The 11622-nt window shown below is 69.8% G+C and carries 11 protein-coding genes and 1 tRNA gene; 7 read left to right on the forward strand and 5 right to left on the reverse strand.

What is annotated here, in order from left to right:
• Nucleotides 1-15 precede the first annotated feature (15 nt).
• On the forward strand, nucleotides 16-951 hold the full coding sequence (locus QZ670_RS15825) for a ribose-phosphate pyrophosphokinase (RefSeq protein ID WP_264606943.1): 936 nt from the start codon (nucleotides 16-18) through the stop codon (nucleotides 949-951).
• Between the two features lie 118 nt (nucleotides 952-1069).
• Here the strand turns inward: QZ670_RS15825 and QZ670_RS15830 are convergent, their stop codons facing one another.
• Nucleotides 1070-1831, reverse strand: a complete 762-nt coding sequence (locus QZ670_RS15830; protein ID WP_294257020.1) for a sulfite exporter TauE/SafE family protein — start codon at nucleotides 1829-1831, stop codon at nucleotides 1070-1072.
• A gap of 64 nt (nucleotides 1832-1895) precedes the next feature.
• Here QZ670_RS15830 and QZ670_RS15835 point away from each other — a divergent pair, with 64 nt between their 5' ends.
• Nucleotides 1896-2219 carry an antibiotic biosynthesis monooxygenase gene (locus QZ670_RS15835; RefSeq protein ID WP_294257022.1) on the forward strand — a complete coding sequence of 108 codons (324 nt, stop codon included), beginning with the start codon at nucleotides 1896-1898 and terminating at the stop codon, nucleotides 2217-2219.
• On the forward strand, nucleotides 2216-3505 hold the full coding sequence (locus QZ670_RS15840) for an MFS transporter (protein WP_294257023.1): 1290 nt from the start codon (nucleotides 2216-2218) through the stop codon (nucleotides 3503-3505). The genes QZ670_RS15835 and QZ670_RS15840 overlap by 4 nt, the downstream gene beginning before the upstream one ends.
• A gap of 80 nt (nucleotides 3506-3585) precedes the next feature.
• Here QZ670_RS15840 and QZ670_RS15845 read toward each other — a convergent pair.
• A tRNA-Gln gene (locus QZ670_RS15845) sits at nucleotides 3586-3659 on the reverse strand.
• A 178-nt stretch (nucleotides 3660-3837) separates the two neighbouring features.
• Here QZ670_RS15845 and QZ670_RS15850 point away from each other — a divergent pair.
• The 3 genes from QZ670_RS15850 (at nucleotide 3838) to QZ670_RS15860 (ending at nucleotide 6260) form a co-directional block, all read left to right on the forward strand.
• Nucleotides 3838-4878, forward strand: a complete 1041-nt coding sequence (locus QZ670_RS15850) for a Ppx/GppA phosphatase family protein (protein WP_294257025.1) — start codon at nucleotides 3838-3840, stop codon at nucleotides 4876-4878.
• 18 nt (nucleotides 4879-4896) lie between these two features.
• Complete coding sequence (locus QZ670_RS15855; protein WP_294257026.1) at nucleotides 4897-5595, forward strand: RlmE family RNA methyltransferase; 699 nt, start codon at nucleotides 4897-4899, stop codon at nucleotides 5593-5595.
• A 149-nt stretch (nucleotides 5596-5744) separates the two neighbouring features.
• Nucleotides 5745-6260 carry a DUF4269 domain-containing protein gene (locus QZ670_RS15860; protein ID WP_294257029.1) on the forward strand — a complete coding sequence of 172 codons (516 nt, stop codon included), beginning with the start codon at nucleotides 5745-5747 and terminating at the stop codon, nucleotides 6258-6260.
• A gap of 60 nt (nucleotides 6261-6320) precedes the next feature.
• On the opposite strand, the gene rpoZ is transcribed toward QZ670_RS15860, so the two are convergent.
• Nucleotides 6321-6665 (reverse strand): DNA-directed RNA polymerase subunit omega, encoded by a 345-nt coding sequence (gene rpoZ, locus QZ670_RS15865; RefSeq protein ID WP_294257031.1) that lies wholly within the window; start codon nucleotides 6663-6665, stop codon nucleotides 6321-6323.
• 150 nt (nucleotides 6666-6815) lie between these two features.
• On the opposite strand from rpoZ, the gene QZ670_RS15870 reads away from it, so the two are divergent.
• Nucleotides 6816-8048 carry a phosphatidylserine/phosphatidylglycerophosphate/cardiolipin synthase family protein gene (locus QZ670_RS15870; protein ID WP_294257033.1) on the forward strand — a complete coding sequence of 411 codons (1233 nt, stop codon included), beginning with the start codon at nucleotides 6816-6818 and terminating at the stop codon, nucleotides 8046-8048.
• Nucleotides 8049-8195: 147 nt separating this feature from the next.
• Here QZ670_RS15870 and QZ670_RS15875 read toward each other — a convergent pair whose 3' ends face one another.
• Entirely contained in the window at nucleotides 8196-9086 is an 891-nt protein-coding gene (locus QZ670_RS15875) for a transglutaminase family protein (RefSeq protein WP_294257096.1), read from the reverse strand.
• The gene (locus QZ670_RS15880) at nucleotides 9086-11566 is read right to left on the reverse strand and encodes a circularly permuted type 2 ATP-grasp protein (RefSeq protein WP_294257035.1); all 2481 of its coding nucleotides are present in this window, start codon (nucleotides 11564-11566) and stop codon (nucleotides 9086-9088) included. Before QZ670_RS15880 ends, QZ670_RS15875 begins: the two co-directional genes overlap by 1 nt.
• Nucleotides 11567-11622: the final 56 nt, after the last annotated feature.

The raw sequence follows: 11622 nt of genomic DNA on the forward strand, positions 1-11622 counted from the left end.
GGAGGCCACGCACCTATGAAACTCATGGCCGGCAATTCGAACCTGCCGCTGGCGAGCGCCATCGCCGATTATCTGGAGATTCCGCTCACGCAGGCGAACGTCCGCCGCTTCGCCGACGAGGAGATCTTCGTCGAGATTCTCGAGAACGTCCGCGGCGAGGACGTGTTCGTGCTCCAGTCGACCAGCTATCCGGCGAACGACAACCTCATGGAGCTGCTGATCATGATCGACGCGCTCCGTCGCGCGTCGGCCAAGCGGATCACCGCGGTGCTCCCCTATTTCGGCTATGCCCGCCAGGACCGGAAGCCCGGGCCCCGCACGCCGATCTCGGCCAAGCTGGTCGCCAACCTGATCACCACCGCGGGCGCCAATCGCGTGCTCTCGGTCGACCTCCATGCCGGTCAGATCCAGGGCTTTTTCGACATCCCCACGGACAATCTGTTCGCGGCGCCGGTGATGTCGGCCGACATCCAGACGCGCTTCATCGACAAGCAGTGGATGGTCGTCTCGCCCGACGTCGGCGGCGTGGTGCGCGCGCGCCAGCTCGCCAAGCGGCTCGACAACGCCCCGCTCGCCATCGTCGACAAGCGGCGCGAGCGTCCGGGCGAATCGGAAGTGATGAACATCATCGGCGAGGTGAAGGGCCGCTTCTGCATCCTGATCGACGACATCGTCGATTCGGCCGGTACGCTGTGCAACGCCGCCGCGGCGCTGAAGGCGGCCGGGGCCGAGGACGTAGTGGCGTACTGCACCCACGGCGTGCTGTCGGGCGCAGCGATGTCGCGCGTCGCCAAGTCCGAGCTGCGCGAGCTGGTGATCACCGATTCGATCGGCAATCACGAGATCGTCGCGGCCGGCGAGAAGGTCCGCCACCTGACCATCGCCCCGCTGATCGCCGAGGCGATCCGCCGCATCGCCGACGAAAGCTCGGTGTCGAGCCTGTTCGACTGATTCTCTCCTTAGCCCCTCCCCTTCAGGGGAGGGGTTGGGGTGGGGCTGTGTCTCACCGAGACCAACCTGCGTTCTGGAATCCCTCCACCCCCAAACCCCTCCTCCAAGGAGGAGGGGCTTAAGAGGCTGCCTTCCCCACCGCCTCCCACAGCAGCGAACCGCCCACCGCGATCATCAGCACATAGATCGCCGTGTAGAACCGCTCGGGCGAAACCCGCCGCACCAGCCACACGCCCGCCAGCGTCGACGCCAGCGCCAGCGGGAACAGCGCCGCCGAGGTCAGCAGGTTCGCGGGCGTGAACTGCCCCAGCGCCCAATAGGCCGGCACCTTGATCCAGTTGGTCGCGGCGAAGAAGATCGCGGTGGTGCCCACCAGCCGGTCGCGCGGCAGACCGCGCGGCAGCACCCAGAGCTGGAAGGGCGGCTGCCCGGCATGGGCGATCTGGCTGGTGAAGCCCGAGGCGACGCCGAACAGGCTGCCCACCCATTCGGGCCAGCGCGCGGCAACCGCCGGCGTCGACCGGCCGCTCGCCCATAGCCGGTAGCAGCCGAACAGGATCGAGATCGCGCCCACCGCCGCCAGCACCAGCACCGGCGACACGCTCGCGGCAAAGCCGTAGCCGAGCGCGATTCCCGCCATCGATCCGGGCAACATCCACGCCAGCAGCCGCCAGTCGACGGTGCGGCGGAACGCCCAGACGCTCACCACGTCCTGCAGGATCAGGATCGGCAGGGTGATCGCGGCGGCGCGCACCGGATCGATCGCCAGCGCCAACAGCGGCAGCGACAGCGCGCCCATGCCGGCGAACCCGCCCTTGGATAGGCCGAGCAGCAGCACGGCGGGCACGGCGAGCGCATAGAAATGCCAGTCAGTGATCATCCGGCCATGCTCTCGCAGGGCTCGTACGGATTGCAAAGCGCCGAGTCCCTTCTACGATTTGCCCATGGGAGAGGATCGTACCGGTCAGATCGCGGTGCTGTTCGTATCGAAGCGCACCGAAGACGACGATGCAGGCTATGCCGAGGCGGCGACCGCGATGGACGTGCTCGCGGCGCAGCAGCCCGGCTATCGCGGCGTCGAATCGCAGCGCGGCGACGCGGGCGTGGGCATCACCATCAGCTATTGGGCCGATGATGCCAGCGCGATCGCCTGGCGCGACCATCCAGAACACGCTGCGATCCGCGCGCGGGGCCGCGAACGCTGGTACGACTGGTATGAGGTGATCGTCACCCGGGTCGAGCGCGGCTATCGGTGGCGTCGCGCATGAGCCGCGCGATCGACCGCGATTTCGCGCTGCTGTTCGGCGTGATGCTGATGATCGCCGCGGGCAACACCGCGCTGCAGTCGATCCTGCCCGCGCTCGGCCGCGAGCTCCACGCCGCCGACAGTGCGGTCGCGGCGGTGTTCTCGGTCTCGGCGCTGCTGTGGATGCTCACCGCGCCCTTCTGGGCGAATCGGTCGGAGCGGGCGGGGCGGCGCAAGATGGTGCTGCTCGGCATTGCCGGGTTCACCGCCTCACTGGGGCTGTGCGGGCTGTGTCTCGCGCTCGGCATCAACGGCGTGCTGAGCCCCTTCGCCACCTTCGCCGCCTTCGTGGTGGGCCGCATGCTCTATGGCGGGTTCGGCTCGGCGGCGCCGCCGGCGGTGCAGGCGATCGTTGCCGCGCGCACCAGCCGTGAGGAGCGCACCAAGGCGCTGACCCTGCTCGCTTCGGCCTTCGGGCTGGGGACGATCCTGGGCCCGGCGGTCGCCCCCTATCTCGTCATGGGGCATCTCTGGCCCGGCGGGCCGCTGATCGGGCTATCCGGTCCCGCCTTCGCCGCAAGCCTGGTCGGGCTGGTGCTGATGGTCGCGGTGCTGCGGCTGCTGCCGGCCACCTCGGGTGCGATCGAGCATGGCGCCGCCCCCAGCTATCCTTCAATCGGCGGGCAGGGCACCGGCGCAAATGTGACCGCCGCGATGGGCGAGCATGTCGAGCACATCCGCACCTTCGATCCGCGGGTGCGCCCCTGGATGATCGCGGGGCTGGTCACCGGCCATGCCCAGGCGATGACCGGTCAAGCAATCGGCTTCCTGATCATCGACCGGCTGGCGCTCGCGCCCGCCGCCGCGCTGGAGCCGACGGGGCTGGTGCTGATGATCGGCGCGGGCGCCTCGCTGCTCGTCCAATGGGGACTGATTCCGCTGCTCGAGCTCAAGCCGCGCGCCCTGATCCTGGCGGGCGCCGCGCTGGGCGCGATCGGCTGTGTCATGACCGCGATGGCGGGATCGCTGTACGGCATCGCGCTCGGCTATGCGACGATCGCGCTGGGCATGGGCTTCGCCCGGCCCGGCTTCACCGCCGGCGCCTCGCTCGCGGTGGGGCCGCATGCGCAGGGCTCGGTGGCGGGGCGGGTGACCTCGATCAACGGCGCGGCCTTCGTGCTGGGGCCCTCGATCGGCGTGGCGATGTACGAGTTCTGGGGCGCGCTGCCCTATCTGGTCGCGGCAGGGGCGCTGGTGCTGCTGTTTGGCTATGGCTGGATCGCTACTCGGCGGCCTGTCCTGGCCTGATTCGAATCGCCCACGTTTCTCAGGGACGGAGCGCGGATCGCGCCGCCCGAGTACGATGTATCACGATGTCGGAAGCTGCTTGGATGCCCCGTGAGGATTCGAACCTCAATTGACGGAGTCAGAGTCCGTAGTCTTACCTTTAGACGACGGGGCACCAGGCAGGTCGCGCCAGATAGGGGGATGGAGCGGCGCTGTCAACGCGCAATCGCGCGCTCGCCTTGCGCTGCCATCGTTGCTCGTCTAGCCTCGCATCCAAGCACCGGCCGGACCGTTTTGGTTCGGTGACGGAAGAAGATAAGTGAGTTGATGTGATGGGGGATGGCTCCGCCAGAATGCCCCGCGGGAGGCGCGTTTCCGCCGCCCGCAATGCCCCGCCGCCGCCGGCCGCGAAAGGCCCGGCACCGCGCTGGCCCGAAGCGCGCCATTATGCGGCGCTGGATCTGGGTACGAACAATTGCCGGTTGCTGATCGCGCGTCCGCAGGGGTCGGGCTTCGCGGTGATCGATGCGTTTTCGCGAATCGTCCGGCTGGGCGAAGGACTGGCGACGACCGGGCGCCTGTCCGACGCGGCGATCGAGCGCACGCTCGCGGCGCTGCGGATCTGTGCGGACAAGCTCAAGCGCCGCAATGTCGCGCTCGCGCGATCGGTGGCGACCCAGGCCTGTCGCCAGGCCGAGAATGGCGCCGAATTCATCGCGCGCGCCTATCGGGAGACCGGCATCGCGCTCGACATCATCACCGCTGAGGAGGAGGCACGGCTGGCGGTGCTCGGTTGCCATGCGCTGCTCGAGCCCGGGGACGGGCCCGCCCTGGTGTTCGACATCGGCGGCGGCTCTACCGAGCTGGTGCTGGTCGATTCGCATGCGCCGATTCCGCGCATCCTCGACTGGCACAGCGCGCCCTGGGGCGTGGTGTCGCTCAGCGAAGCGACCGGGCAGAGCCAGGCGGTGGGCGCTGATGCCCGCGCCGCCGCCTATGCCGATATGCGCGCGCGGGTGCGCGAGAGCTTCGCGCCGTTCGTCGCGCGGCTGCGTCCGCCCAAGGGTACGCCGCGGCTGCTCGGCACCAGCGGTACGGTGACGACGCTCGCCAGCGTCCATCTCGGGCTGGCCTCGTACGATCGCTCGGCGGTGGACGGGCTGATCGTGCCGAGCGCGGCGATGCGCGAGGTGAGCGCGCGAATCGCCGCGATGAGCGTCAAGGAGCGGGCGCAGGTGCCGTGCATCGGCAGCGAGCGCGCCGATCTGGTCTCGGCCGGCTGCGCGATCCTGGAGACGATCCTCGACATCTGGCCCGCCGAGCGGCTAGGCATCGCCGATCGCGGCATTCGCGAAGGCATCTTGCGGCGGCTGATCGGCGGCGCGCCCTTATAAGGTTGTGAGGAAGAAGCGATGAGCAGGGGCGGTGGCCGCGGCCATGTCCGCGTGCGCACGGCGCGCGGCCGTACGGCGCAATCGACGCGCTGGCTGGAGCGTCAGCTGAACGACCCCTATGTCCGGCGCGCCAAGGCCGAGGGCTATCGCAGCCGCGCGGCCTACAAGCTGACCGAGCTGGACGAGAAGTTCGGGTTCCTGAAGGGTGCCAGGCGCGTGGTCGATCTCGGCGTGGCGCCGGGCGGCTGGACGCAGGTGGTGCGGCGCGTGCTGCCCAAGGCGGCGGTGGTCGGCATCGACCTGCTGCCGGTCGATCCGATCGAGGGCGCGACCCTGCTCCAGATGGACTTCATGGACGACGCCGCCCCCGATCGGCTGATCGAGGCACTGGGTGGCGCGCCCGACCTGATCCTGTCGGACATGGCGGCGAACACGGTGGGGCATCCGCAGACCGATGCGCTGCGCACCATGGCGCTGGTCGAGACTGCGTTCGACTTCGCGCTCAAGACGCTGGCCCCGGGTGGCGATTTCGTCGCCAAGGTGTTTGCCGGCGGTGCCGATTCGGCGCTGATCGCCGAGATGAAGCGCGCCTTCGCGACGGTGAAGCACGCCAAGCCGCCGGCCAGCCGCAAGGGCTCGGTGGAATGGTATGTGGTGGCGCAGGGCTTCAAGGGGCGGGTGGAGCCGGCCAGCGAGCCCGAGCAGGAACAGGAATAGCATATCCTCCCCCGCCCGGGGGGAGGTGTCAGCGCAGCCTGACGGAGGGGGCGGAAGCACGCAGGTCCGAGAGGTTCTGGCATCCTCCCCTCCGTCGCGCTTTGCGCGCCACCTCCTTCTGGCGGGGGAGGATAGGATTTGGACACGCCATGACGAGGCCGGCGTACACCGAAGCGCTCTCCCGTAGCGGCGTGCTCTCACGGCTCGCCGCCTTCGACCCGCACGTCGCAGGCACACCGCCGCTCGGCCTCGATCTGCCCGACAGCGACATCGACATCCTCTGCCACGCGCCCGACCCGCACGCCTTCGCCGCGGCGCTATGGGAAGCGTATCGCGACCTGCCCGGTTTTGCGATGTGGCAGTGGCAGGGCAGCGACCGCCCCGTGGTGGCGCGCTTCCACTGTGCCGGCTGGCTGTTCGAGCTGTTCGGCCAGGCGCGGCCCGTGGCGGAGCAGCTCGGCTGGCGGCATTTCGCGATCGAGCGGCGCTTGCTCTCGCTGGGCGGTGAACCGCTGCGCGCCGCCGTGATGGCGCGGCGGTATGCAGGCGCCAAGACCGAGCCCGCCTTCGCGCAGGTGCTGGGCCTGACCGGCGATCCCTATGCCATGCTGCTCACGCTCGAAGGACTCGACGACGACGCCCTAAACGCCCGGATCGGCGCCTGAAACAAAAAGGGCCGGCGTTGCCGCCAGCCCCTTTGCTGTTCCGGTAGAGACCGAAGGCAATCAGCCCTCGTAGTCGCCGCCCAGATTCTGATTGCGCGGCGGGGCTGCGGCGGTGAGGCGGAGCGCCTCGGCCTGGGCCTGGATCGAGCCGACCTCGTCGGGTGCATCCTCGTCGTCGACGCGGACGCGCTGCAGGCTCGAAACCACCGCTTCCTGCAGATGATCGGGACGCACGGTCTCTTCGGCGATTTCACGCAGCGCGACGACCGGGTTCTTGTCGCGGTCGCGATCCAGCGTCAGGTCGGCACCGCCGGAGATCTGCCGCGCGCGCTGCGCAGCAAACAGCACCAGGTCGAACCGGTTCGGAATCTTGTCGACGCAATCTTCGACAGTGACGCGCGCCATCCTGTTCTTCCTTAGATGTCAGGGCCGGGAAAGACCGGCCAGTTAGGGGCCGAGCCCGCAAATGTCAAGAAAAGCCGCCGGCCCTGCGCGAGGGAGCGCGACGCGGCTTCGATCGTTACGCAGGTTCACCCACCGGAGGCTCCCCGCGCGATGGCACCCTATGCCGATCCCGAACCGCTTGCCGATGCGCTGGCCACCGGGCATGCCCCGGCGATGCCGCCGCTCGCCCAGCCCAGCTTCACCGTCTACGGCAACCGGCTGACGCTGCTGCCCGAGGGGCCGGAGCGGATGCGCGCGCTGCTAGGCCTGATCGCCGGCGCCGAGCGGACGCTGCGGGTGCTCTATTACATCTATCTCGACGACGAGGCGGGTGCGGCAGTGCGCCAGGCGCTGCTCGATGCGGCCGCGCGCGGCGTGCGAGTGTATCTGATCGTCGACGGGCTCGGCAGCGAGCATGCCGAGAGCAATGATTTCTTCGAACCGCTCCACGCTGCCGGCATCGAGGTGTGCCGATTCGTGCCGCGCTGGGGACGGCGATATCTGCTGCGCAACCACCAGAAGCTGGCGCTAGCCGACGAGGCACGGGTGATCGTCGGCGGGTTCAACATCGAATCGAGCTATTTCGGCACCGTCGCCGAACAGGCGTGGCGTGACATGGGGCTGCTGGTCGAGGGAGCGGCGGCCGAGCGGTTGACCGGCTATTTCGACGCGCTCGCCGCCTGGGCCAAGCGGCCGCGGGCAACGCTGCGGTCGCTCGGGCGCACGCTCAAGGCGTGGAGCGAGCCCGAGGGCAAGACGCGCTGGCTGCTCGGCGGTCCGATGCGGCGGCTGTCGCCCTGGGCGCGGGTGGTGAAGCACGACATGGAGCGGGCCAACACGCTGGACCTGATCGCCGCCTATTTCGCGCCGAGCCCGGCGATGCTGCGCCGGCTCGACAAGGCCGGGCGGCGCGGGCGGGTGCGGCTGGTGCTGCCAGCGAAGCTAGACCACACCGCTGCGATCTGGGCGGCGCGCTTCACCTATGCCGGCCTGCTGCGCAAGGGCGTGCAGATCTACGAATATCAGCCGACCAAGCTGCACACCAAGCTCTATGTGATCGACGATGTCGTCCATATCGGCTCGGCCAATTTCGACATCCGCAGCATGTTCCTGAACCTCGAGCTGATGCTGCGCGTGCAGGATGCCGCCTTCGCCGCGCATGTCCGCAGCTATGTCGACGGCGAGGTGGCGCAGTCCGAGCGGATCACCCCCGAGCTGTACAAGGCGCGCACCGGCTGGTGGACGCGGGTGAAGCAGTTCGGCGCGTATTTCGTGATGGCGGTGCTCGACTATAACGTCACGCGCCGGCTGAACTTCGGCGACAAGGGCCCGGTGGAGCATTGAGGCCTCTCCCTATCCTCCCGCGCCAGGGGGAGGTGGCCCGCGATAGCGGGTCGGAGGGGGAGGAAGCACGACGGCCGCGAGGTTCTGGAATCCTCCCCCTCCGTCGCGCGTTGCGCGCCACGTGCCCCTAGCAGGGGAGGATAAGAGTTACCCCACCGCCACTTCCAGCGGCTCGACATCCACCGACACATGCATCGCCTGCGCGCCGGAGCCGAGCACGATGCCGTCGATCGGCGCAATGTCGGCATAGTCGCGGCCGATCGCCATGACGATGTGGTCCTCGGCCATCCAGATGCCGTTGGTGGGATCGACGCCGACCCAGCCGAGATCGGGCCCGCACCACAGCAGCACCCAGGCATGGGTCGCATCCGCGCCCACCAGCCGCGGCTGGCCCGGCGGCGGCAGGGTGCGTAGATAGCCGGAGACATAGGCGGCTGGCAGCCCGGCGGCGCGCAGGCCGGAGAGCATGATCTGGGCGAAATCCTGGCAGACGCCGCCCCGCTTGGCGAAGGCTTCGTGCGGGGGCGTATCGACCAGCGTGGCGGTGGGATCGAAGGCGAAGTCGCGCTGGATCCGCTGCGCCAGCGCGATGCCGGCCTCGAGGATACCGCGGTCCTGGCGCAGCTCCTCGGCGCACCAGCCAGCGATGGCGCGGTCGAGCGGGATCAGCGGCGAGGGGAAGAGATAGGCGGCGGGTCCCGCCGGCGTGGGATCGCGGCTGTCGCGCGCCCAGGCGGCGATCTGGGCGATGGTCGGGTCGCTCGCGGCCGGGATCGGGATCTGGCGGTCGACCCGCACCCGCGCGCGGCTCTCGATCGTCAGGCTGCTCGCGTCATGCTCGACCAGCAGCCGCACGACATTGGCGAGCCCGGCCTCGGCGCGCGCCGGGTAGGTGCGTCCTCCCGGCTGCACGCTCAGCGCATATTCCTCGATCCGCTGGCCGGACCAGAGGATCGGCTTCAGCCGCAGGTTGCAGCGCGCGAAGGCGACCGGTTGGTCGTAATCGAACCGCGTCACATGCCGGATGCCGTAGAGCATCATGCCAGCACGAGTCCTGCCGCGCGCAGCGGCTCCGCACCGTGCAGGAAGTAGCGGCGCGCCACCGCTTCGGAGAGGCTCCACAACCGCGACTGGAGATCGGCGAGCCAGGCATCGTCGATCGTCGTCGCGCGTGCGGTGACCAGCGTGGCGGCGAGCCCGCGCGCCTGTTCCTGCTGCGGCTCGGCGAGGCCATCGTCGGAGAGTACCGGCAGCGCGTTCAGGTGCGCCGAGATCGCCGCCGCCTGGAAGGCCAGCCCGCGCGGATTGCCGGGATCGAGCGCGAGCAGGTCGAGCACCGGCACTCGGGCGATGCCGGTGAGGTAGCGCTGGCGATAGCTGATCTGGCTGTCGGCGAGGTCGAGCAGGGTCGAGAGATCGTCGGCGGTCGCCTCCGGCCCGCCGAGCGCGCGGAGGAAACCGATCGTCGCCAGCGCGCGCTCAATGCGGCGCCCGAGATCGTGGAAGCGCCACGCATCGGTGCGGCCCATATGCTCGCCGGCCTGCCCCGCCAGCGCCGAATAGCGACGCTGCAGCGATCCGGCCCGATCAAGCAGCACGCCGCGCTCGGGGAAGGGCGCGTCGAGCAGGCGGATCAAGTCTGCGGAGAGCCGGTCGCGCGAGACTGCGCCGATCGAGCGCGCCTGGCGATTGATCGCGCGGACGCTGGTGAAGCCCTCGGTCGATTCGAGCGCGGTGCGGGCGAGCTGCGTCAGGTCCTGCCGCTTGAGGCCGCGCGGGGCGGGGGCGGCACCTGCCGTGACGACCAGCTGGGCGAGGCGATCCACCGTCTCCGCCGAGAGCGCCGCGCCTGTATCCGCGCTGATCGAGTGGCCGAGGAGCACGCGCAGCACCGACAGCAGCGCCTCGCCGCGCTCCAGATAGCGGCCGAGCCAGAACATGTTGTCCGCCACGCGGCTGGGCAGCGTGCCGGGGTTGCGGCGCAGCTGGGTCGAATCGCCCGAGGGGAGCAGCGACACCGGCGCGACCGGATCGGGCCCGTGGATGCAGACATCGGCGGACCAGCTGCCTTCGCCCATCACCGCGGCGCGGGCATCGGCATGCTCGCCGATCCGGGCGAAGCCGCCGGGCAGCACGGTCCAGGTACCCGCCGCATCGCGCGCGGCGAAGACACGGAGCGTGAAGGGTCGGGGCGCGAGCCGATCCTCGGCGACGAAGGGCATGGTCGAGAGGCAGACGACTTCCTGCCCGACATAATCCTGCGGACGGCGGCTGAGATCGTCGCGCAGCGCCGCCCGCGCGGCCTCGTCGAGATGCGCGCCGAGCACCGCCTTGCCCTCGGGCAGGCCCAGCGGCGGGGTGCCGAAGGCGGGGGCGACCAGCATATGATCGAGGTTTGCCGCGACATGCGCCGCCTCGGCCGCCTGGCCGCACCACCAGGTGGCGATGTTGGGCAGGCGTAGCGGCTCGCCGAGCAGGATCTCGCTGAGCCGCGGCAGGAAGGCGGCGAAGGCCGGTGCCTCGATCAGCCCCGCGCCCGGCGCATTGGCGATCACGACATTGCCGGCGACGGTCGCGTCGATCAGCCCGGCAACGCCGATCGTCGAATGCGAATCGAGCGCGAGCGGATCGAGATAGCGCGGGTCGAAGCGGTGCCAAAGCGCATCCACGCGCTTCAGCCCGGCAATGGTGCGGACATAGACGCGGTCGTCGAGCACCGCGAGATCGGCGCCCTCGACCAGCAGGAAGCCCAGATACCGCGCGAGATGCGCCTGCTCGGCATAGCTGGCGGTGAAGCGGCCGGGGGTGAGCAGCGCCATGCGCGGCTCGGCGCGGCGGCAGGCGGCGGCGATGCCGTCGCGGAACGCGGCGAAGAAGGGGGCGTGGCGCTCGATGTTGAGCCGGCTCTGGAGGCCGCCGAGCGTCCGCGCCATCGCCAGCCGGTTCTCCAGCGCATAGCCGGCCCCGGCTGGTGCGCGGAGATGGTCGGCGAGCACCCGCCAATGGCCGTCGGGGCTGCGGCACAGGTCAAACGCGACGAAGTGGAGATGATGCTCGCCCGGCGGGGTCAGGTGCGTCAACGGACGCAGGAAGAACGGGCTGCCGGTGAGCAGCGCGGCAGGCAGGTGGCCGTCGGCGATCAGCCGGGTCGGGCCGTACAGGTCCTGGAGCAGCCGCTCCATCAGGTCGGCGCGTTGGGTGACGCCGGCCTCGATGCCGCGCCATTCACTCTGGCCGATCAGCAGCGGCACGGGGGAAAGCGGCCAGGGGCGCTCCTCGCCCTCGTCGCCGATGCGGTAGCCGGTGCCGATATCCTCGGCATGGCGATGCGCGCGTTCGCGGGCGATCGTCAGCCCGTCGCCGGAAAGTCCGGCCAGTTCCTCGAACAGCGCGCTCCAGGGTGGTCCGGATTCCGCGCACAGCACGTCGCCGGCGGGTGCATGACCGCAATAGTCGGCGATCCAACGATCGGCGATCGTGCCCGCGTCGAACAATCCCGCCTCGGCAAGGCTGGCCACAGCTGCTTCCCTTTCTCGGCCGCGGTGATGGGCGAAACGATGGTGCCATGCAACAC

The organism is uncultured Sphingomonas sp. (assembly GCF_913774285.1).
Taxonomy (GTDB): Bacteria; Pseudomonadota; Alphaproteobacteria; order Sphingomonadales; family Sphingomonadaceae; genus Sphingomonas.

Coding starts and splice junctions, on each gene's coding strand:
- QZ670_RS15825 (WP_264606943.1), top strand. CDS start 16: ATGAAACTCATGGCCGGCAATTCGAACCTGCCGCTGGCGAGCGCCATC.
- QZ670_RS15830 (WP_294257020.1), bottom strand. CDS start 1,831: ATGATCACTGACTGGCATTTCTATGCGCTCGCCGTGCCCGCCGTGCTG.
- QZ670_RS15835 (WP_294257022.1), top strand. CDS start 1,896: ATGGGAGAGGATCGTACCGGTCAGATCGCGGTGCTGTTCGTATCGAAG.
- QZ670_RS15840 (WP_294257023.1), top strand. CDS start 2,216: ATGAGCCGCGCGATCGACCGCGATTTCGCGCTGCTGTTCGGCGTGATG.
- QZ670_RS15850 (WP_294257025.1), top strand. CDS start 3,838: ATGCCCCGCGGGAGGCGCGTTTCCGCCGCCCGCAATGCCCCGCCGCCG.
- QZ670_RS15855 (WP_294257026.1), top strand. CDS start 4,897: ATGAGCAGGGGCGGTGGCCGCGGCCATGTCCGCGTGCGCACGGCGCGC.
- QZ670_RS15860 (WP_294257029.1), top strand. CDS start 5,745: ATGACGAGGCCGGCGTACACCGAAGCGCTCTCCCGTAGCGGCGTGCTC.
- rpoZ (WP_294257031.1), bottom strand. CDS start 6,665: ATGGCGCGCGTCACTGTCGAAGATTGCGTCGACAAGATTCCGAACCGG.
- QZ670_RS15870 (WP_294257033.1), top strand. CDS start 6,816: ATGGCACCCTATGCCGATCCCGAACCGCTTGCCGATGCGCTGGCCACC.
- QZ670_RS15875 (WP_294257096.1), bottom strand. CDS start 9,086: ATGCTCTACGGCATCCGGCATGTGACGCGGTTCGATTACGACCAACCG.